General features: G+C 39.5%; 16 protein-coding genes. 4 read left to right on the top strand and 12 right to left on the bottom strand.

The genetic code is table 11. The features are described 5' to 3' along the window. Window positions 1–123: 123 nt before the first annotated feature. From avs1c to avs1a, 3 genes are read right to left on the bottom strand one after another with little or no spacing between them, the layout of a single operon-like run. Window positions 124–396, bottom strand: coding sequence for an AVAST type 1 anti-phage system protein Avs1c (gene avs1c, locus QL234_RS25860; RefSeq protein ID WP_281560651.1), 273 nt, complete (start codon window positions 394–396; stop codon window positions 124–126). Between the two features lie 9 nt (window positions 397–405). Beyond that, window positions 406–6,219 carry a serine protease gene (locus tag QL234_RS25855; RefSeq protein WP_281560650.1) on the bottom strand — a complete coding sequence of 1,938 codons (5,814 nt, stop codon included), beginning with the start codon at window positions 6,217–6,219 and terminating at the stop codon, window positions 406–408. A 1-nt stretch (window position 6,220) separates the two neighbouring features. Then, window positions 6,221–7,447, bottom strand: a complete 1,227-nt coding sequence (avs1a, locus tag QL234_RS25850) for an AVAST type 1 anti-phage system MBL fold metallo-hydrolase Avs1a (protein ID WP_281560649.1) — start codon at window positions 7,445–7,447, stop codon at window positions 6,221–6,223. A gap of 449 nt (window positions 7,448–7,896) precedes the next feature. Here avs1a and QL234_RS25845 point away from each other — a divergent pair, with 449 nt between their 5' ends. The 3 genes from QL234_RS25845 (at window position 7,897) to QL234_RS25835 (ending at window position 10,200) form a co-directional block, all read left to right on the top strand. Beyond that, window positions 7,897–8,181, top strand: a complete 285-nt coding sequence (locus tag QL234_RS25845) for a SymE family type I addiction module toxin (protein WP_281560648.1) — start codon at window positions 7,897–7,899, stop codon at window positions 8,179–8,181. Window positions 8,182–8,401: 220 nt separating this feature from the next. After that, window positions 8,402–9,049 (top strand): DUF6795 domain-containing protein, encoded by a 648-nt coding sequence (locus QL234_RS25840; protein ID WP_281560647.1) that lies wholly within the window; start codon window positions 8,402–8,404, stop codon window positions 9,047–9,049. A gap of 2 nt (window positions 9,050–9,051) precedes the next feature. Further along, window positions 9,052–10,200 (top strand): lipase family protein, encoded by a 1,149-nt coding sequence (locus QL234_RS25835; protein ID WP_281560646.1) that lies wholly within the window; start codon window positions 9,052–9,054, stop codon window positions 10,198–10,200. 297 nt (window positions 10,201–10,497) lie between these two features. On the opposite strand, the gene QL234_RS25830 is transcribed toward QL234_RS25835, so the two are convergent. Next, window positions 10,498–11,472, bottom strand: coding sequence for a hypothetical protein (locus tag QL234_RS25830; protein WP_281560645.1), 975 nt, complete (start codon window positions 11,470–11,472; stop codon window positions 10,498–10,500). Window positions 11,473–11,654: 182 nt separating this feature from the next. On the opposite strand from QL234_RS25830, the gene QL234_RS25825 reads away from it, so the two are divergent. Next, window positions 11,655–15,788, top strand: a complete 4,134-nt coding sequence (locus tag QL234_RS25825) for a hybrid sensor histidine kinase/response regulator transcription factor (RefSeq protein WP_281560644.1) — start codon at window positions 11,655–11,657, stop codon at window positions 15,786–15,788. A gap of 290 nt (window positions 15,789–16,078) precedes the next feature. On the opposite strand, the gene QL234_RS25820 is transcribed toward QL234_RS25825, so the two are convergent. The 8 genes from QL234_RS25820 to QL234_RS25785 form a co-directional block, all read right to left on the bottom strand. Continuing rightward, window positions 16,079–16,372 (bottom strand): hypothetical protein, encoded by a 294-nt coding sequence (locus QL234_RS25820; protein ID WP_281560643.1) that lies wholly within the window; start codon window positions 16,370–16,372, stop codon window positions 16,079–16,081. A gap of 188 nt (window positions 16,373–16,560) precedes the next feature. Further along, entirely contained in the window at window positions 16,561–17,259 is a 699-nt protein-coding gene (locus tag QL234_RS25815) for a 4'-phosphopantetheinyl transferase superfamily protein (RefSeq protein ID WP_281560642.1), read from the bottom strand. 5 nt (window positions 17,260–17,264) lie between these two features. Continuing rightward, entirely contained in the window at window positions 17,265–17,447 is a 183-nt protein-coding gene (locus QL234_RS25810; RefSeq protein ID WP_281560641.1) for a hypothetical protein, read from the bottom strand. Between the two features lie 30 nt (window positions 17,448–17,477). Then, a complete protein-coding gene (locus QL234_RS25805; protein WP_281560640.1) occupies window positions 17,478–18,770 on the bottom strand; it encodes an ABC transporter substrate-binding protein in 1,293 nt (430 codons plus the stop codon). Continuing rightward, on the bottom strand, window positions 18,767–19,600 hold the full coding sequence (locus tag QL234_RS25800; protein WP_281560639.1) for a prohibitin family protein: 834 nt from the start codon (window positions 19,598–19,600) through the stop codon (window positions 18,767–18,769). Before QL234_RS25800 ends, QL234_RS25805 begins: the two co-directional genes overlap by 4 nt. Next, window positions 19,597–20,538, bottom strand: coding sequence for a transporter substrate-binding domain-containing protein (locus tag QL234_RS25795; protein WP_281560638.1), 942 nt, complete (start codon window positions 20,536–20,538; stop codon window positions 19,597–19,599). The genes QL234_RS25800 and QL234_RS25795 overlap by 4 nt, the downstream gene beginning before the upstream one ends. Before the next feature lie 32 nt (window positions 20,539–20,570). Continuing rightward, window positions 20,571–22,241 carry a cyclic peptide export ABC transporter gene (locus QL234_RS25790; RefSeq protein WP_281560637.1) on the bottom strand — a complete coding sequence of 557 codons (1,671 nt, stop codon included), beginning with the start codon at window positions 22,239–22,241 and terminating at the stop codon, window positions 20,571–20,573. Between the two features lie 142 nt (window positions 22,242–22,383). Further along, the gene (locus tag QL234_RS25785) at window positions 22,384–22,983 is read right to left on the bottom strand and encodes a DUF697 domain-containing protein (protein ID WP_281560636.1); all 600 of its coding nucleotides are present in this window, start codon (window positions 22,981–22,983) and stop codon (window positions 22,384–22,386) included. Window positions 22,984–23,028: the final 45 nt, after the last annotated feature.

Genomic DNA, 23,028 nt, shown 5'->3' with positions numbered 1-23,028 from the left:
TGGGAGGACTACCCTGAAATGACACAGATTTTTGAACACTACCGATTACCGTAGCGAATCATAATTGTTCAATGAGTTCTTTCATTTGCATCCATATATTTATGAACTTTAAAATTAAAATAATTATTCGGTTTCATCTTTAGATGATAATTCAAAATTCATCATGTTAGCGAAAGTATTCATCGTATTAGCTTGAAGTCTGGCACTTTCATTAATTGTTAAGAGATCAATTCTCCCATTGGGAAGCTTTTGTACTTTTTTTAAACTATCAACTACATGCATTGTTCCCTGTACAAAATGCAATTTCCCTTGATACGCTTGCTCTCTAAGTAAATTGAAGTTTCGCTCAAACTCCAATCTATTTCTAGGTGTCTTCATGTCTGTCATTTTAGTCATTTCTACTTCCTAATTAATCATTGATACTTCTAAAGTTTTACGGTTAATGAAAAATTGTGATGTGAAATTGTAATTAACACGCCAAAATATTTCCCAACCTCTTTGAGATAAAAGATCTAATTTTTCACTTGTCATCATCAATCGATTCCCCTCCCTAATAGGTCTTCCCAATTGTTCTGAATCCCAGCTACGTCCTTCTATCCAATGATTTTCACTAATGTCATTAGGTTTGACCTTACCTGTAAAACCTTGAACTCCTAAGTTAATAAACGAAGGGGTTATTCTTCCTCCTGTATAATTTATTCCAGGTGAACAATTAAACAAGAAGCATTCATTTTTTCTTGTTTTACGTTCGTGAATATCTGTAACCATAGGGTGTTGATTAGCTTGAAATTCTATAGGTTGAAGGCGGCTGTTTTCATTACTTAAAAAGATTGATATTTCAATTAACTTAGGGCTACTATCAGGTGCGGCAATCACCTCAAAATAATGTAAGTATTCATTATTACCTTCCTTGATGAAATCCATAGGATTCTGTGAAGAGTTAGAAAGGAATCGAATTATTTTTTTATCTAATCCATTTTGACAATAATTTTGTATACTTTCATCTGGAAAATTAGGGTTGAATTGTCTTAATGCAGAGATAACTAAATTAATATTTTCATCTGTAACCCTATGTTGAATAATCTGATTTATTACGGGTAATAACTGGTCATTTATATATTTTTCATTTTTCCCTATATTATATCCTCTAGATATTTTTTCATTGATACTTACAACTTCATCAAACCCTAAGTATTGAGAATTTTGAATCAATAACTTATTTAGCGAAAGAAGGTCTGAATCCTTCCATACACCAATTTCTTTTAGCGTAGATAAAATATATGTGAGGGTTTTCCCTAAACCACTTTTTTTTATTTCATATTCAATTTTTCCACTTATCTCTATCGGCTTACTATTAAATATAGAGTTATCTAGTGTTGTATCTTCTTCTAGCAAAGAACTGTCAAGATTGTTGATATATCTAATGATTAGAGACCATGTATGTTTTATGACTAAATGATTACAGTTCTCAACTTTGCTAAATAGTGAGTTTATGTTTACATGAGATTTGATTTGGCTAACATCTTCAATTGCTAATGAATAGAGTATTCCTACCGCGATTTCAGGAGATAGTGCTTGTATATCAGTTAATGAATGTTTGGCTAAAATAGGTAAATAAAATTCAGGTTCAAATCTCGCAATAGATTTTAATATGCTTGGTACTCTTGAATATATGGCCGGCGATGGGTGGTCGATGAAATTAAGTATAAACTTCATTAATACTTCATCATTAGAGGTTATTTCCGAATTTTCAAAGTCCATCCATTCATAATCATCAACAATATGCTTTGGTGGGGAAACCATAGTTTTTATATGTTCAATTATAGATTCATGTACCTGTTCTACCTTTTCAGAAGGCAATATATTACTAAACTTCGAAATTAACTTATCTACTATTAACCAGTCAGTTGCATGTGGTTCATCAGCAATGAGAGGCGTTAATATTTCTAACAACTCATTTTCATCACATAGTTTAGATAGCTCTGCAAATGCTTCATCATTTTGGCTTAGATTTCTAGACCAAACACCCCAGCCTGAATCCTGTATCGCTCTTAACGATAATAATAATTCTTGCTTACTTGTTATGTCGTCCTCAATATCTAAAGCTTCTTTGGCAAGTGCAAAGTGAATATCAAATTCTTTTAACCCCTGGGATGTTCCAAAAGTTCCAGGTAGGTAAAGTGAATTTTCCAGGTCATCTTCATCCTTGTCTTCCGGTTCTATATCTTCATATTCTATGTCTTCAGGGATATATTCCGGCGCTTTGGGCATTTCTATATCAATTTTTTTCTTCTGGATCAGTACGGCCAATTCATCATACTTACATCGCTCAAGATGCTTATTAAGCTCAGTTATAAATTGGTTTCTTATATTGAGTTCCATGTCAGAAATTAGAATTCGAATGATCCTATTTATATAGAAATTTGATTGTATTGTGTTGCTATTATTAATTATTTGAGCAAATATTTCAGAGAAATGGCTGATATATCTATCATCTCCAAGCAGAAATAGTTCGCTAATAGCCCATTGTAAGCTAGGTCGTATGTCTTTTGTGTTTTCTAATATACTTAATATACCATTTTGCTCATCTATTTTTCTTACCCCAGTATCGTAGCTTGCTCCCTTATGTAAACTATCAATTTGATTTGACTCAACTCTATGTAAAATTAATTGATGATCAAGAGGAATGGTCTCATTTTGAAAGTACTTTATAGCTGTAGATAACTTCCCTGATGAACATATAGAGCCAATGAACTCTTCCTTCTCCATCCGTATATAACGTTGAAAAGTCATTTCACCTGATGCAAAGTCTAAAATAGCAGCCAGCTCTTTTGGAGACCATGAGACATTGTGACGCTTAAGCATACTCAAAGAAGAATTAATCAATCCTAACTGATCTTCTTTATACCATGATGGTCCCATTGAAGAATTTAGTAATTCTTGAAAACATTTGTCAGCGCGTCCGCTAGCGAGCTTCCTATAATGTGTAGCCAAAAGTATTAATTCTTGACATCTATCCCAACGATTTTGAACACCCAATAAAACATGTTCTTCGAGTTTTTTTAGTAACTGGAATATTTGTTTTTTATGCTCTATTTGGGGGAGCAAACTTTTTATAAGCGTATGAATAGTTTCTCTAAAACCCTCAGAATAAACCCCTAACTGCTTATCTGAATGTTGATAGATAAAATCTAAATACTTACCTAAATTTTGTTTTGAATATATAGAGAAAAATTCTAAGATAGAATTATAAATAGATGGAAGAACCGTCTCTACTAACATATATGAACGTTCAAACTGTGAACGCGTTAGCAAATCAAAGTTGAGAAGAGGTAAAACCTTTTCTAACATGTCTACAGTTAATTGCTCTGACTCTTGGGAAGTAACACTTAACTTCCATGCAGTACCTAAAAGGTAGCCAATATAAGAAACAATACTTTCTAACGATTTTTCCCATTCTGTTTCGGTGAAAAATTCCAAATCAGGGGGGGAGTATGATTCATCTAGAAAACCTTTATATTTAGAGTTTGATAGTACATTTTCAAACCAGCTATGATTCAGGTCAACTCCATTACTTTCTCTAAAATCAGGGATTTGATTAAAAGTGCATCCACTAATTAAGCCTTCCAATATGTCATATTTGAGCGATACCCTATCCAATAACCTTACAACAAAAAGTGAATCTTCTTCATCTGGTTTATATTTTATTAAAGAATATTCTATATCTTTAACAATATTATCAAGGTCAACTTGAGTGCCAGAAATATCAGAGAAATGACCTACATGGCTATACGCTTGTATTAGAGTCAGGGTAATAGAATTGTCTAGAGGAATCTTTCTTTTTTCCAATTCTTCTATTGGCGTATATATATTATGATGAAGTAATAATAATGCAGTGTTATGCCCTAAAATATAAAGGAGTATTTTACGTTTCTGCTCTTGTTGTTCCTCACTTCCTTCTGATGAGCTAGTTAAAAATTGATGAAGTAATTGTATGACCTTTAAAGAACTTTTAGTAGGAGTGCTGGAGAGCAAGCAATTATTTATAGAGGCGGATGTAAAGAAGTTTAGTATATCTTCATATGCAATTGAGCCTTTTTCATATTCGTTCATGAAATAACTATGTATAGCCGAATGAATGAATTCAGCTTCATCGAAGTTATTTTCCATAATTAGTTTGTATTGAATATGAATAAGATCTTGTGTTGAAACTATAGGGATAGATTCACGAAATAAATGGTGAAGTGCTTCTTCAGGTTTTTTCAAAGCAATTAAATATTCAGCTAATTCCATTGCATTTAAAGCAAAAACATTGTTATATCGAAATTTGATCCGTTGTGAGAGTAATAACAATTTAGTCACAGATGTAAAACAGCCTGATTGCAAATAAAAAGATAGTGCATCTTTTAGGTCTGCAAGAATCAAATCTGGCTCAACAAAATTGTGTGAGCAATTATCGGCCCACTCTTGATTACAAAAATCTATTGTTTCGTTTCTGATTTCAGTTTTTGCTCGCAGAAGATGATGAAGTATATTCCTTTGTGAATAGGAGTTATCAATATGATTTTTACAAAAAAGGGATATTTGTGATTGGAAATCTTCTTCAAGAGCCTCTGTTTTTTTATTTACAAAGGTTATAAGTGAAGCATGATATGCAAAAATGTTTTGTTTACTGGTTAAGAAGTGGCTAATTAAATCAAGGTTTTTATTTAAAGATATTCTCATATTCGCTGGGATCGTATCAATAAGCGATTTATGCGATATGCATTCCCTAAAACGGGTGATTAAAGATATTAAATAAAGTAGTTCGTCTTTCTTTACAATGTCTTGCCAAAGGCTTTCATAATAGACCTCAATCTCACCGCTAACTTGAGGTAACCTATCCAACCAGTCATTAATTTTTTGTTCTCCATGAGTTGTTATATTAGTTCTAACGTACTCAATAAGGTATCGAAGATAGAGAGGGTGATATTCCGAACACTTCCCTATTTTATTACGTAGCCCATATGCTAGTTCAGGTAATTCTTTATTGATGAGCCTTAAGCATGTGTTTACAGGTAATGGAGTTACTAATATTATGTTTTTTTCATTTTGGATTGTATGCTTAGGTGGGAGGCTTTTCTCATTCTGACCGACGATTACGAAAATAATATTTTTAGGTAACACCACAGGCAAAGCAGAAAAAAACTCTTCTATTTTATTTGTTTTGAAAAGCTCATCTATGCCATCAACAAAAATGACGCATTTAGTCTGTTTTGCTGCGTATTTTTCTGACAACTTTTGTAGTAAATTTAATATTGTTGTTATCCATTGATTTACATCTCTCTCTGATTTTTGCGGGATATCATTATACAAATCCGCAACAATTTTATCTTCTAACCACTCAAAAAACTTTAAGTGATTCATTCTGAGTGAAAGTAGGTTTTCTTTACCTTTTTCAAGTAGAAAATATTTTCCAAGAACTTCAATGTCACTTTGAGCATAACCTATAGACTCAACAATAGTCGTTTTACCAGAACCAGGGTGCCCCTTCAAAAAAAGATAACCTGAATCCAATGCAGTGAACTTATTTGTTAACTCATCTACAACGGGAGTATTTAATTCAAAACCATTCGCACTTTCTAATCTTTCTTCTACTGTAGATTCATAGCTAATATTATTTTTATTCAGAAAATTTACTATTTTACATACGCTGATAGCACCTAATGTACCATCTAGTTCTTTTGTAATGATGCCTATGACATTATCATCAGCCATTAAAGGGGAGCCTGACAGCCCTTCAATGAACTCATTGCTTTGGTTATATTCTAAATCCAAGTCATAGCTGGATATGTCAATATTTATGTTCGCTCTAGCAACTTTTCCATCTAATTTAGCCCCTGTGTTTAATTTTCCTCTTGGGTAACCAAATGTACTCCATATAGAGTTATTTCTTATATCTTGATTAGACAATTTAAAAAAATTTTCAATATCTAATGGCTGCTTTAATTCTAAAAGTGCCACATCGAGATCTTCATCAAAATCTTTCAATGTTACTTCTGATTCGAATGGTTCACTATATAAACTGTCAAATTCAAGAAAGATTATTCCTTCATTTTTTTTTGCTTCTTCTACCGTATGATATGCTGTTAATAAATATTGATTAGATATAAGAAAAGCTGTCCCGGCGTCATCTTCACTATGAACTCTACCCACATATTTTTCTAAATAACTTTGCACTCTATCCGTCCTTCTTAAATGTAAAAGCTTCACCACTACCTGAAACTGAAATACTATAATCGTAAGCTTTTTTTAAATCTTCATTATCAAAATATTTAGACGTTTCCGTTTCATAATTGAAAATTAACCTTCTGTTTTTACATGTTTTTCTGTGTACAATTCTAGCAATAGTAGCCATGTCGGGATGATAAAACCTATCACCATTCGTTGAAATAAAATATGTATCAGAATCTATAAGGTTTAATAAACTCGGGCTTGTATTTTTAGAAGAGCCATGATGAGAGAGCTTAATTGCGTCAAACCATATTTGTTTTTGCTGATACTTGTTTTTTAACTCTCGCTCTATTATTGAAGGATGAGAATCCCCCAAAAAAAGAACTTTTTTATTTCCATACTCTAAAACGAATGAAATTGAACTACCATTTGTAGGGCTTTCATCTTCTTCAAAAGCTTTTGTTATCAGCTTTTTGATGTTCACTCCTTTATTCGACACATTTTTATCGATATTTTCTTTCATTGCCTTTTCATGGGAAACTAAAAATTCAAATGCATCGTCAAAAAATTGATTGTCCAGGGCTGAGCTACTAACTCCTAATTTTCTTAATTCCTTTTTCCAAAATGCCATAAGATTATGCAGTTTAGATTTGTCTGGAGAAAGAAGGATTAATTTCACATTACTAGAAAGCTCTATATCTATACCGTTTTCTATACAAATAGCGCCATGGTTGAATTGTGAATTCCAGTTATAGCCCCCTTTTGATATAAGAGAAGCTAAGGAAGATCCCTGTTTACCACTAATTTTTTTGTCGTGATTTTGTGTAATTTCTTTATCTTTTTTATACCCGCGATCACTTATTTGTTGGATGAGCCTTTGATCTTTTAAGGAGAGTATTTGTTGATTAATGGGGTTAGTTTGAATATGACGGTAACTGTTATGCCAAATATTTTTAATATCAATTATTTTAGATAAATTATTTTCTTCAAGTAAAGACAATGCACCAGATATATGATCAGCATCGATATGGGTAATGATTAGAAAATCTAAAGGCTGCTTTTTTCTTTTTAGAGTGGTTAACCTTTCTCTAATGTGATTTTTATAAGTACTTTTAAACCCTGTGTCGATCAAAATATTTAAGGCATCTTCTTCTACTGAAACCAAAAAACTATCACCATATGAAGCAGGAAACATAGTGATAACTAACGTGTTATTTTTTGAGTTACTCTTCATTTTTTACCATCATTGAGCTTGTTAATTCATTTATTCATTACTTGCATTTTTGCTTTTGGTGATTTTACGTAATACAGTAATCCCTCCGAAAAATAATCGAAGCTAAAAGTAGAATTTTCTCGCAATCTAAATGCAGGAGGTTCTACATAAAAGAGTCATGATATACGGGCAATTAGATTATGGATTAATGCTCCTGCAGCATGAAGAAAAACATTAAACTCTTTTCATAGAAATAGACCAATCCACTATTGATTTTCCCGTAAATTGGTCTTTCCTTAATAATGCTATCCATGTCCAAAAGGAAAGCACCTATTGCAACACTTCTACTAATGAACTGCTGCAATAACAGGCGTTACTACTAAAACAAACGTAGTAACTTAAGTCGCAACCCCTGAGTGCTAACGACACCCAGAGGTCGCTAACCACAACGAATTCCGTAGGAGTACGTCATGGCTAAATATCATCATACGTCAGAGCCCGTCTCGGCAAAAGTAAAATATCCCATTTATCGGCAACTTACCGTGCAGGAAACGGTTTGCACCACAGCTTCAAAAACCCGCGGCATAGGGATTAACTATGTTCCCGTCAAGCTTGAGCCTTGTGTTGTGCTCAGGGGAAAATGGCTGCGACTGGCCGGTTTCCCTGTCGGGCAAAAGCTCAGTATTGTTGTCAATCAGGCAGAGTTGGTGATTACACCTAAACAAGCGGAGCCAAACCTGTCCGCTGAAAACTAACCCCGGGCTTTATTGAAAAGCCATAAGCTAAGCTGCTGTATTTAAAGCAGGTACAGCAGCTTTATCTCACGGGAATAGCCCGCTCAAATCAGCTCAACACCTAATGCATCGGTGCCTGGCAGGTGTTATTTCTTGTATGGCTGTTTATTTATTGAACTAAAAATTGCTTTGATTAACTTTACAACGTAACATTTAAAAAATAACTAGCAAGGAAAAGCTAATGTCTGACTATATGGAGCGTAGTTCTTCGTATTTCCGTTTTCGTCCCCTGTATTTTCTGCTCGTGCCTTGCCTGTTTGCCTTATCTGTATTTAGTATGGGAGCCGATATGTTTGGTTGGTTTAAGAAAAAAGAAGCCTATCTTAGTCCAGAAGTTATAGGGGTAGTGACAGAAAACGGCCAGCCCGTTGCCAATATTCAGGTGTCTCGTTTATTAATTTATGTAGATGAGGTTGAGCGTATTGATCATGCAAAAACCGATGATAAGGGGCAATTTTACTTTCCCGAGAAAACCATAATGTCTCGTATTGCTGCTAATGAATTGGCTGAGCAGCGAGTATCTCAAGATATCTATATTGAGCGAGGCAAGCAAACTTATACCCTTTGGGGGGCTGATCAAACGACTTTCAAAGAAGTACCTGAGTACAGTAAGAAACTGTCATCCTTATATTGTGACTTAACCAATAAGTTAGTCACGTTCGAGTTTGCTCACTATAACCCAAACCGTAAAAATATGGCTTCCAGCATTTGTCGATGGCAAGAAGATTATCAGCCATTTTTATTGCATGACGGGGATAAAAAATATTATGTCAATGACGGGGATTTAAATAATTTAACCGAACGAAAAACTGATATGGAAGGGTACTAACCATGAATGGAACGCTTTCCCCCGCAATAGCAGCCAGTGTTGCAGCAAGAGTTTATGACATTAGAGAATCCAGAAGTTTCAATCGTGAATTACATACTGATTTTATAAGAAATTTTGAATTAACCAATACCAGAATAAACGGGATAAGCGGTGGTTTGATTAACCAGTTATTAAACCGTCAATCGGGCTTTGCTTTAACCGCCAAAGGCATCACGCCGCAATTTAAAAAGCATCATATTATTGCCATTCGCGGCACAAAATTGACCTCGGCCTCAGACTGGTTAACAAACTTTCATATCGGGATCACCAATGGTCCTAAAAACATCGGGGTGCATGCGGGCTTTCAAAAAGCATTTCGTAGCCTGCGACCGGCGTTTGAACGATATGTAACGGAGCACCGCCCTGGATGCATACATTGTATTGGTCATAGTTTAGGGGGCGCTCTGGCACAGCTTACTGCTATATGGGCGAGTGAGCGCAGTATTCCCGCGAAACTCTATACTTTTGGCGCACCAAGAGTTGTACTCAGTCACTTTTCCCCTGGCGCAGCACTCAATATTGAACATCATCGTATGGTGCATGGCACAGATCCTGTGCCATATGTGCCAACCTGGCCTTTTGCCCATACGGCAGGGGAATATCAGTTAGCTTCGAATGACAGTGCAAGGTTAAGCGCCTCGGCTCACCTGATGGAAAATGATGCACCCGGTTATATTAATACGATAGCGGGGCATCAAGATTTTGAGAGTATGGCTGGCAGATTTCAAACCATGCATGTTGAACCTGTGGTGCTGCATTATGAAAATCGTCATCAGGCAAATTTTAGTCAACGCTGGCAACGCCGTATCACTAATGCATTGATCACCTTACTTAAGGTAACCGGGCAATATAGCGCTGTTTTAGTACAAGCATCCTTGTCTGTGGGGTTAACGTTTTATGATGTATTAGCTCGCTGCCTTGATGGCATAGCTCAAGCTTCAATAGCAGCAGGCGTGCAACTTAAAGGGATTCTCGGGCATATTTTAGTTTTTGTCGGCAAAGCCGAGCAAAAAATAGAAGCGCTTACAGTGAAGTTTATCCGCTGGGTATTAGAGCTGATGATAAATAGGCTCTACAAAACCGCAAAAAATGCGATAGATAGGGTGTTTTAGATAAAAGCGCTTCAGCCCCAATATTTCCGATAATAATATTTATCGGAAATATTGGGGCTGAGATAACTAACCTATTGTCAAAAATGATATTTATGTTAACTTTTCATTTTTTATAACACCTGCATTTTTGTTATCTAGTCGTTTCCTAAGTTGCTTGTCTCTTTTTAAAGATTAAAGAAGAGCAATTTTTAAAACATGTAACCTAAAAAGCCGAATCGTTAAATGACTCGGCTAGGAAATATGCCCTGTTTTATAGTTAACAACTTATAGGCAAATCATCATGGTTGCCATTATCGGCTAAGGGATGATATCGCAAGGTTGCTCAAAACAAGTCCATTGAGTACGAAAACGTGGCACTTCAAGAAACTCCAGGAATAAATGATTGGAAACATCAAAAGTGACTTTATCAATCATATAGGTACGGTAATAGCTATCCGTGCCTCGATAGACGTATTCACTTTCAGATAAGGTGATTGAAATACTTTCACCACTGACTAACTCGGTAAAATGCCCTTTAATCTGTTCAGCCAGGTCCAATACCTCTTGTGTAACCTCATCATTGTGCACGTAGACATCATCAGGCAGGAGTTCATTCAAGCCAAAAACAATGGTTTCATAATTTGATGCAGCATTTAATTCCGAATAAATTGCTGACTGGGCTTCACTAACAAAGTCATCTTCCAATTCTTGGGTTACTAATGCATTAAAGAAAGGAATAAAGTCGAAGATGCTGTCAATATCAACATCAAAATCAACATTTAAGCTATTATCAACCGTAACGTTAGAGATTTTGCCGGTAAACATATTGTAATCACCGTTAACCCACATAGCATTGGTATCCAAGGAGTAATGGGCATAGATTAAACTGTTCTTCCTCAATTTGCCTGAAGAGTGGACTGAAAAACCGCCAAACCGGGCATTAATGGTACCATCAGCACGACCGGTTAAAATCAGTTGAACCGGCCCGTTCAATGAAAATGAATAATTCCTCAAGGAAAGTTCACCGCTCACTTCCGCCCGTATCATCGCTTCTAGGCTATCACTTAAAGCACTTTCCATCGCCTGAATTTTAGCGGCTTTATTTATTACCGGCTGGTAATCATCGCTTAAATGCGAATATTCAAATGTGCGGCCTGCATTGGTGTAGGTGATGGTTCCTTGATAATCGATATCATAAAGGCTCTTTGACCATCCCGAGCCTGCATTTGCGACACCTGATACCATCATTAGGGCCGAGAAGGCACCTAAAATACTTTTTTTGTTCAACATCATTGTTGTCCTTATTTCCAATAATAGTAGTGCAATATGATTGCTAAGAGATTACGCGCCAATACACTGTGGGCTAATTGTTTCACTGTGCTTAGTGCCCAACAATAGTCTCAATACTTGCTCGTTTTATGTTATCAATTTCATGACAGAAACTTTAACTTCTACACCATCTTATTGATTTTATTATGATATACTTGCATTATTTTATTGATTACTATCACATAAAAATGGATTTTTTTAAGTTTATACTCTGTTGCCTCTCACTATTTTTTTACACTTATTCTTTTGCTGCTGAATTTTCCCCTCCCTTTTTGGATGAACCCAGATTCGAGCTGCTAACGGCAATTCCCCAAGTTGAAGTCAATAAAATATTTCAGGATAAGAAAGGTTTTCTTTGGTTTGGTACCAACCAGGGCTTGCTGAAATTTGATAGTTACCGGGTTAAATCCTACTTGGCCAGTAATAAGGAAAACAGTTTATCGAGTAACTTGGTTTGGGATATTGTCGATGATGACAAGGGGCATTTATGGCTTTCTACTTACGGCGGTGGTTTAAATCAGTTTATTCCAGAAGAAGAACGCTTTGTCACCTTTAAAAGTGGGGACGATAATGATGAATTAGCTTCTGATACCTTGTGGGACATTGAAAAGTTTGGCAGTCAACATCTCTGGATTGGCTCCCGTAACTGGCTTAATCGATTCAATACCAGCAACCATAAAAATAGTCGATTTTCTCCCGACTCCCCTTCCCCCCTTAACATTAACAATAATGTTTGGAGTTTATTTACCGACAATGAAGAGAATTTGTGGATAGGGACCTTAGGCGGCGGACTTTATCGTTTTTCACCGACATCGGGTGAACTGAAACAATATCAACATAATGAAAAAAACGCTGGCAGTTTAAGTCATAACCTTGTCCGTGCAATCACTCAAGATAGTCAAGGAAATATTTGGGTGGCTACCGACAATGGCTTGAATGTATTAAATAAACAAGCTGATTCATTTAAACGTTATTACCATGTGCAGGGCAATAAGCAATCTTTATCAAGCAATGAAATTAGCAAACTCTATACCGATAGCTCGCACAGGCTCTGGATTGGTACTTATGGCTCAGGCGTCAATTTATACCACCCGCAAACAAACAGTTTCCAGCGTTATAATTTTAGAAGTTTAGGTTTAGCCAAGAGTAAAACCCCCAATATAATCAATGATATCTTTGAAGACGGTCAGGGGAACATTTGGTTTGCTACAGACAAGGGGGTGATAAAGCTCCATCCGGATGCTGCAAGCATTTCTCATATGATATTCGAAGATAACATGCTGTCTGATATCACCAGCATGCTTTATAGCAGTAACAGTGGATTATGGGCGGCATTTTATAACAAGCTATTAAATTTCAATAAAGATAATTTCAATTATCAGATAGTTACGGCCTTGCCCTCGATAATTTCAGATATTAGCGAAGCACCTTCGGGGAATTTATGGGTCTCCACCAAAGATCATGGTATCTATAAAATTTCTCCAAAAGGGGAGATTTTAGTCCACGTTAATAATAACGAAACAAGCCCCTCACTTCCCAATAATTACGTTTATTCCTTATATGCACAGTCCGATCAGCGTTTATGGCTTGGCTTCGCTCTAACTGATAAACCCGGTGGATTGGCATTGTTTGAAGAAGGGAAAGGCATTACTCACCATTTTTTCAAAAACAGAGTCATCAAAGACATCGAAAAATTAGATAACGATACTTTATTATTGGCAACAAATCTGTCTGGGGTGATCAAGTTCAATACCAAAACCTTAGAGCACAGTTATATCAATAATGTTGAAGAAAAAACCCTCAATAATATTAATGAACTCTATATTGCAGCCAATCAAAAAATATGGCTTGGCACCGACGCTGGCCTGGCGGAGCTATCGCTAAAAGAGCGTAAAATTATCCCATATACACCCGAACTGGGCATAATCTACGGCATACACTCAGATGAAAATACTGGCTTATGGCTAACCACAAACAATAAGCTTTTTCATTATGATGTTAATACCAGAAGTTATGAAGAATACGGGGAAGGTAAAGGTTTATCCGTGGCGAAATTTACCCAACGAACGCTATTAAAGGCCAGCGATAAACTTATTTTAGGCAGCAATGACGGATTTTTTTATTTTACGCCAAATCTAACAGACAACCCAGGCCTTGCCAGGAAGGTGCAGTTAACAGAATTTAAGCTTTTTAATAAAATTGTACCGCTGTCGAATGCTCAGTTGCCGACTCCTTTGAATAAACCTTTGTCCTTGCTAGATAAGGTGACCCTGACACATGAAGATTATTTATTTTCTTTTTCCTTTTCGGCATTAGATTTTAACGCCCCGGACAATATTCAATATCAATATTTATTAGCCGGTTTTGATAAGCAGTGGATTTCTACCGATGCTACTGATCGAATAGCAACTTATTCAGCAATTCCTCCCGGGGATTATATCTTTAAAGTAAAAGCTACAACTAACGCGCAAGTGACTCCTGAAACCAGCATTAGATTGACAATATTGCCTCCCTGGTGGAAAACCACCTATGCCTATACCAGCTATGTAATTTTAATGCTTGCTCTGCTCTATCTGCTGGTAAGCTTAAGAACACGGGTATTAAAACAACAAGCGAAAACGCTGGAGCAAGGCATAAAGACACGCACGTTAGCGTTAGAGCAACAAACACAGACTATCGCCCGGTTGCTTGAACAAAAAAAGAATATGTTTACCAATGTTTCCCATGAACTTCGTACACCACTAACACTTATTCTCAGTCCTGTGGAGCAATTATTGTCACGGGAGCAATCATCACAAAATAAATCATTATTATCACTGATCAAACAAAACAGTCAGCGTCTGTTAATGATGGTAGAGCAGTTACTGGAACTGGCTTGGTTGGAATCCCCCGATAAAAAAGAAAAAGCGCTTTTTTCTTTAACGGAACATTTACCTTTAATCATAGCGTCATATAAACCACTGGCTGCAGCAAAAAATCAACAGCTAAGTACAAGAGAAATTGATGATGTAAAACTGTTACTGTATCCGGATTCGCTGGATAAAATCATTGGAAACATACTCTCAAATGCGATCAAATATACCCCTGAAGGCGGGAGTATTGAAGTCACCACCGCAGTGCAAAAGGGCAAGGTCATCATCTCGGTAATAGATAATGGCTTGGGTATTGCTGATAAGCACCAAGCTATTATTTTTGAGCGCTTTCAACGGGGAAGTTATAAAAACAATGAGCAAATAGCCGGTGCAGGTATTGGTTTGGCCATAGTAAAAGAGCTGGTAGCATTACACCAGGGCAGTATTATGCTTGATAGCCAAGAGCATAATGGCTGCCAATTTCATGTCTCTTTACCTATATTCATCGGTACTCAAGGAGATATTGTCTCTGCCGGAGAGCGGCCAATAGCCAAACAACAGAACTTGGTTGCTTTTCCTGTCGAGAATAATCAGCCACAGGTCTCTGATGCTGAAACTAATCTTAAACACCCTATAATGTTGATTGTTGAGGATAATGTCGATATGGCAGCCTACCTGGTCAGCATTTTTAACCGTGAATATCACTGCATTTTAGCTTCTGATGGTCAAGCGGGGTTAGCAAAGGCAATTGAGCATGTGCCGGATGTTATCGTTAGTGACGTTATGATGCCAGTTATTGATGGTTATCAACTCTGTCAAAAGATTAAGCAAAACGATCTCTTGGCGCACATTCCTATTCTACTGTTAACCGCAAAAGCCGATTTAGAAAGTAAACTAACAGGGTTACGCCTACATAGCGATGATTATTTAACCAAACCTTTTAGTGATGAGGAGCTAACATTACGCGTCAATAATTTACTCAATGCCCGCAACAGATTACGTCAACAAATCGCTAAAGAATTACAAGATGATCCCGGCGCTATTGTGCAGATCAGCAAGGTATTAAACAGTAAAGATCAAAACTTTATTCATGCCTTTGAACGCTTGGTCATAAAACGATATCCTGAAACAGAATTTGGACTGGCAAGCGCTGCCTATCAGTTAAATATGAGTGACAGGCAACTGCAGCGTAAACTAAATGCCCTAATGGATAATAACTTTTCCGAGTATTTACGGTTATTTCGATTACATAAAGCGAGTGAACTTTTACAAGATGGCCTAACCAGCACTTTAGTAAGTGAACAGGTTGGGTTTTCATCACCTTCTTATTTTTCTACATGCTTTAAAAGCCACTTTAAGGAAACGCCTAAACAATTTCAGCAACGACAATTAACGCTCCAGAGAAAAACAGCGATACAGAATGAATAGAAACAATGCTAAATTTTGTGTAATTTCCTACCTCTTTATAAGAGTTGAGGATAGGCAGAGTATAAATAATAATTAACTTAAAGCCTTTGTTAAACAAGCTGTTAAAAAGAACAAGCTCGAACAATAGCTGACTGGCTTCAGGCAGTTGGTGACCAAATCACAGTTGAGCTCAGCAGCTATTGGCTAAGCATCCTATCGACATTCTCTCCGCCTTGAAGGACAGGGAGAATGTCAATGATAGCGCAATCTAACCTCTTTCTATTATTGCAACCTTAGTTTCTAATTTAGCACTATGGTGTTTTCTTACCTGAATCTGTTATGGCAGGAGATAAGCCGGAAGTATTGAATCCTGTCAGTATATTCTTTGATGTATTGCTTTCGAAAATAACACCTTTATCTGTGTCAAAAGCACCAATGTTTATTACATCAGAATTTTTAAAATCACTGTTACTGACATTAAACAGCCGAATATGCCTTTTATTTGAATTGACTTGGCCAACAAGCCAATTATTGTTGTAATAAAAACCGTTTTGATGGTAGATACCAATAGCATTGTCGAAAAACCGTTTAGTTGTATATTCCACGCCATTCGTCGGCGAAGTATTTGGGGTGCCATTAGAGATACTATCAGGGGTTTTATGTCCATCCCCTCAAAATTAACCTGCAGCAGCCAGCCCGTCTGAAAGATTTTATCCGCTTAAAGCTGGTCATCGAAGAAAAATACCATGTTCCTAAACAGGCTGAGCCAATTACCCTCAGTAGCCCTACGATTTTAGGCGGTGTTAAAACTATTCCCCCCACCCGGCCGCCAGTGATACTGTTTCACTTTTTCCGGCGGCGGGCCGGCATAAGCCAGAGCGGCTTTATAGCCGCAGGCAACCTCTATATCCATAAGCCGAAACCGGGCGGCATCCTCTGCTGAAAAGTCACTGTTCAGCAGTGCTGCGGGCAGATCCGGACTGACTGTCACCGAAAACCGCTCAAGCGGCAACGCCAGGCCAAATCCTTTGGCTTTGATATAGGCTTCTTTACGGGTCCAGCAGCTAAAAAATGCAGCTTGCTGCTGCCCCGGCGGTAAACGGGAAAATAGCTGATGCTCTGTCGGTGAAAAAAAACGCTCCGCCATCTCTGTGCCGGCTATCGGGCGTATTTTTTCGATATCGACACCAAGTGCTTCGCCGTTACTGACGGCGCATAAGGCCATTTCATCTGTATGTGAGAGACTAAACAGCAACGGCTTATGATCGGCCAGGAAAGGTTTGCCATAAGCATTATGCTCAAAAACCAGTTCAGCGGCATCTGTTGCGCAATAGGATGCCAGTATCAGCCGCGTGGCAATATGCGACACCATAAACTGCCGTCTGTGGTGGTCAAGCTGGCATGCTGCCGCACGTGCCCGCTCGTATTTATCCAGCACTTGCGGCAAGGAACCAGGGTCCTGATCAAGTGTGATATGCCAGATATCAAGCATAAGGCCTACTTGTGATGGTATTGCTCTGGCTGGGGCACATCATCGGTAATTAAAAGTAATATCAGGCCGACAATTGGCGTGAGCAATAAAGAGCCAAATGTCAGTCCCCAAAATCCGATACGGCGTCTGCGCCCTAAATAACCTATAACCAAGCTGAGAAACAGCGACAGCGAAAAAGCAGTAAACATATGCCCTCCAAATTAAAAAGTATGTCCGTATTAGTTAGCATCATTTTCAGCAACAAATCCCAGCGTCCCGTCTTTACGGCTGACCAGCTGTAGTATGGAATAATTGATATTGACGCTTTCACCTTCATTAAAACTATAACTGCCGAGTAAACCAAACCATACCGGCAAGCGGTAGTTCAGCGCCTCACTGACTTGGATCGGGACAACGGTTTTGGCACTTGCAACCCCCTGGGCATAGAGACGAACACTGTCATATCCCAACATGGCCGATACGTTGGCCTTACTACCAGTAAAGCGTTGATTAAACTTTTCTTCAAAACGTTTAACCTGATAATCACCCGCGCGGTAAAGGCTTGTTGTCCGGGTACCTATACCGTGCTCGCCGACAATATCAATAAATTCCTTCGGCGAATTAAACTCCCTGCTCCCGAGAAACGGCTGCAGCACACCGATTTCACGGGTAAAATGTATCACATGAGCAGCCAGTTTTGGCGGCATCAGTAAAATAATGGCATCGGTGTCACTGTAGCGTAATTCTGCAAGCGATGCCCGCAAGCGTCCCTGGTAACCCCGGTTTAAATTTCCCTCACCAAGCTGCATGGCATAAGAGCCCGACAGTGTTATGCCGTCGTTAACCAATTCGGTTCTGAGTAACTCAATCACTTCGGTCTCGTGATAGGTATCAAGATAGACAATAAAAACCGTTTGCCATTTTTGCTGTTTGATTTCAGCGGCAATGTTGTCTGCAAGGATTGTATTGGGCGGCAGCAACTGAAAATATAAATCGTTGGCAACCCAGTCGATACTTGAGTAACTACTGCCGGCATTGAGAAATAAAACGCCGTGTTTTTTATAAACCACCATAGATGACAGGGTTGATTCCACCGGAATATCGGCACTGATCACCGCCGAAACATTGTTTCGGGCAACCACCCGGTGGGCGATGTCGGCACCGGCAACCTGCTTGGCATTACGATAGCGCCCTTCGAGCATGGCGCGATCTACATGATGGCTCTTTAAAAAGGAAGAAGCTTCGGTAAAGTGCAGCCTCAGCTGGTGTCCGTCAATGCCTCCTTCGGCATTGATTTCTTCTGCCGCCAGGATTGCCCCGTCGCGAAATTGTTTTTTATCTTTGTGCCAAACCAGGGCGATATCTATATCCTTGCCGGCGGCATAATTTTGCCTGAGCGTCGCCGTTCTTTCGATCGCCGTGGTGCCCACTTCCGGCTGCCCGCATGCCGTTAAGCCAAGCAGCAGCAAGCCCGCCAACAGCGGGTGCAAAGTGCCAATAGCCCGATCACACATCACTTGTAAATATATCATTGGCCACCCAGAATAATCGGCAGGCCATCTTCGCCGGCGCCTATAACCACCACTTTACTGTTAGGTGACTCCGACAGCTCCAATGTCGCTTGAATACCTTGCCATTTCAGCAATTTTTCATTTAAGGTCGGGGTAATGATTTTCTGGTAGTCGCGTATCCCTCCGGCCTCTATGCGCTTACGTTCGGCCTCTTGTTCTTCCCGCTGCAACTTAAAGTTATAGGCTAAAAATTGCTGCTCATTCACCAGTTTCTCTTCAATGGACGCGCGCACGCTCTCGGGCAACTCCACCGAGCGGATGATAATGTCATCTACATGAATATATTTACGCCCTACTTCTTCCAGGGCCAGGGTAATAATATCGCTTAACACACCTTCGCGGTTGGTATAAACATCTTCCGGTGTTAAACCGCCGATATTCTGCCTCAGCACAGATTCGATCTGCGGCAAGATAATTTTATCCGGATAGTCGGGACCCACTTTTTGATGCAGCACCCCCAACAATTCGTAAATGGGTTGGTAGCGCACGGCCAAAGTAAGCATGATAGGCAAGCCCGCTTTGGTCAATACTTCGAAATCGTGCAATATGACCTGCATACGGGTATCGTATATGTACATAGTATCTATCGGCAGGATCACATGCAGCCCTTCGGGAAAAATATAATCGGTTACGGTACCTTTGGTTAACAGGCGATAAATAACCCCGGCTTCCCCCGGCTTGACAAACACCAGAATACGCGGCCAAAAGGCGGCAAAAAACAAAAGGATCAGCAAAAACAATACAATAAAGTAAGGTATGTGGTCTTTGAGCCAAAATTTTATCTTACTCATTTAAGTCTCCATTCATATTTATCATGACCAGCAGGCTCTTGCGATCCCTGTTCTGGCGCAGCAAGAGCAAAACTGTGGAAAATATCCTCAATTGCTCCCTGCTTTTTCATATTAATCAGTGCTTGATCCAAACGATCATAAACAGCCTGTTGTGCCGGATTTTTCGAATATAAAAAGTAGAGTCCCGGGTTATCGTCAAGGGTAAAGTCTGCATATTTGACGCTCCTTGCACCAATGGCTTGCAGACGCTGTTCAACCTCGCGCTTGCTGCTGACAAGCATGACATTTATCTCCTGGCGGTGAAAAGCCAGTACCATAGACTCAACCGTCGAATACGCCGCTTTGTTAAAATGACTCGCCCTTTGAAAGTCAGTATTAAAATAATTCCCCTGTGGATAACCCACCGCCATGCCTTCGAGATCGCTCAAGCCCTTAATCACTTTGGGGTTATGCTCCCACAGGGCAAAGTAAACAGAGCGTTGCTCTTCCCTGATGTTGGCGCTGTAGCGATATGCCTTCTCTCTCTCCCGGGTTCGGGAGCGGACATGAGGCACTATATCTATACTGTTGTCAGCCAGGCCGGCAAGGCTTGCCGACAAAGCTTGCTGACGCCAGTCTACCCGATAGCCTATTTCGTTGGCCGCTTGTTCCAGCACTAAGCGCAGCGGACCGGAAAAGCGGCCCTTTGAGTAATAAAACATGTTCGGCGGCTGATCGCGAAAAGTGGCAATCAGCTTTGGCCGGTTATCGGGCGCCTGTGCCGGCAGCTCTTTCTTTGGCTCAAAAAAGTCTTCCATCATCACTTCCAGCCGGTAACGGTACTCATAAGCAAGGTAAGCCCCGGTCAATACTAATATCACCAGTAGCGCAACCGTTCGGCCAAAATAGCGGTAATGGGTTATCCGTGTTAACCCGGACTTGTGCTTAATCACCGGCATCCGTCTCCGTGACTGCTATCGATAGGCTCATCTTAATTCCCCTTGACGCCATTTTCAGACAGCTGGCCTTCATCCATTTTCAGCACCCTGTCGGCTGTTGCGAAATATTTATCATCATGGGTAACGGCAATAATGGTTTTACCCTGCGCCTTAAGATCCGGCAGCAAGACCTCATAAAAATGTTTACGAAAGCCGGGATCTTGATCCGCTGCCAGCTCATCAAAGATATAGATTTGTTTATCTTCCAAAATCGTGTTGATATAAGCCAAGCGCTTACGTTGCCCGGTGGAAAGGGAGGTATTGGTAAAGGCGCCGTTTTTAAAGCGGGTTTTGCCGGCCAGGCCCATTTCTTTGATCAAAGTATTCACTTTTTCGCTGTCAATATCCTGGATACCGTATAGGCGGTCAAACAAATGAAAGTCGGTAAAGACAATGGCAAATAATTCCCGGTAATCGGCATACAGGTCCTGATCCAACAGCTCGCCGTTGATGGTAATTTCGCCGCTGCCGGGATAATAGAGTCCCGTCAGCAGTTTCAGCAGCGTTGATTTGCCGCTGCCGTTGCCGCCAACAATAAACACAGTTTCGCCAAAACTTAACTCGAGATTAACCGGTCCCACCTTAAACTGGGCTGCACCTTCCTTATCCATATACTGAAAACGGACATCTTGAAAACGTATGTGCTTAAAGGTAAGCGGATTGTGCTCGGGCGGTTCACCGAGCTGAAACCCTTGCGAGGCGGCATCAACCTTTTGTTCCAGCTCGCGCAAATTATTAACCGCGACATCGGCTTTAATAAACAAAGGGAAAGAGCCAAACAATAAATTCAGCGGTCCCATAATAAACAGGGTCGAAGCGGTTAATTTAATAATGATCCCGGGATCGGTGCCGTTGAAAAAAGGCCAGATAAATAAAATGGTGGCGATCAGGATATAAAAGAATACCTCGGAAAACATCATCACAAAGACAGAGTTAATACCGGCCCGGCTCTTTAGCGCCTTAACATCGGTGGCGATTTTATCCTGATGCTCAAAAAGATCATGGCTTTTGAGCCTGTTGAGCTTAATTTCTTTAAATCCGGACAAGGTATCGTTGAGGGCATCGAAAAAATGTATTTCTTGCTCGGTTGCCGACTGCAAATCATTGAGGATACGCTCCCTTTTAAGCATAAAAACCCAGGCCCCTAGCGCAATGGCGGTCACGGTCAGAAAAAAGCCGGTCAGGGTCAGCCAGGCAACATACACCATAGTAAAGACCAGCATAATCGCGGCCTGAAGAGAAGCAAAAACAACGGTCGCACTTTGCGAGATTTGTACGGTATCCTGCGCCAAACTATTATAGATTTCGCTATGCCCGGTATCTTCAACAAAACTGAGTTCGGTATGGCGGATCTTATCGGCAATCCGTATCCTGACCTTGTACAGCACCTCTTCAACCAATATCGCAGCCTTCTCCAGGGTATATCTTTTGGTATATATCAAGAGACAAAGCAAGACAGCAAACAACATCAGATAATAAAACTGCAGATAACCGGCAGAAGAAAATTCACCAACCATACCGGCCCCATGGTTAATCACACCTAACAATAATCCATTGGTAATACCGGATATGGCTGAAAAAGAAATAAGCCTTTTTCGCGGATACACAGCTTCCTGATCAATAAACTCAAGCAGGCGCTTTGCTGGAAGATACTTTGATAACATTCGATACCTGTCAACCGGGTCCATAAGTTACGGTATAAATTTACAGCACGAAAAATTTATACCGTAAAACTAAAATCGTTTAAGAAAATCATGCAAAAAAATACCAGCCCTGAACTAGCCAACTGGTATTTTTACCTGATCGTTACTTGTTTTTAGAGCTGCTGTCGCTTTTTTTACGACCGCTTCCACTATCCTCCTTAGCCTTTTCAGCCGCCTCATCAACTTCACCGGACGCGGTTGCTTCGGCGACCATTTTTTTACCTTCATCGAGCTGGTGGGCAAAATAATCACGCACTTTCTCGGGATCAAAAGTCAAAAAGGTGCCCCCGGACTCAAAGTGTTGGATAAAGACTTTACCCAAGGCAAACGTCGTCGCACCATTGATTGTCGGCATGGTTAATGTGCCAAGAATCGAACCGACACCGGGTATGACCTTAACCGCACTAGAAGCGACACGGGATGCAGATAAAGCAACGGTACTGCCGATTAAAGATGAAATGCTTGAACGTACCAGCTCATCTTTAAACGGAACATCGTAGATTTTCGCCAAACTGTGCACCATCTTCAGCTGGATCCCGGTTACGGCTACCAGATCCACAGCCGGGATAGGAACCAAACTGGGCACGATAGAACCAATGGCATAATTACGCACCACCTGATTTGCCTGTTCGGTCTTGCTCATTGATGACTCGTTTGATGCTTCACTTGCATCCTTCTTTCCTTCTTCGGCTACAGCATTCATACTTCCTCCTTCCTACGTTTAGAGCAAGCAGAAAAAATCAACTTG

This window comes from Thalassomonas sp. RHCl1 (assembly GCF_947387555.1).
In the GTDB taxonomy this organism is placed as follows: Bacteria; Pseudomonadota; Gammaproteobacteria; order Enterobacterales; family Alteromonadaceae; genus Thalassomonas.
Note: the sequence above shows the minus strand (reverse complement) of the source record. Positions and strands in the feature narration are given on the sequence as shown.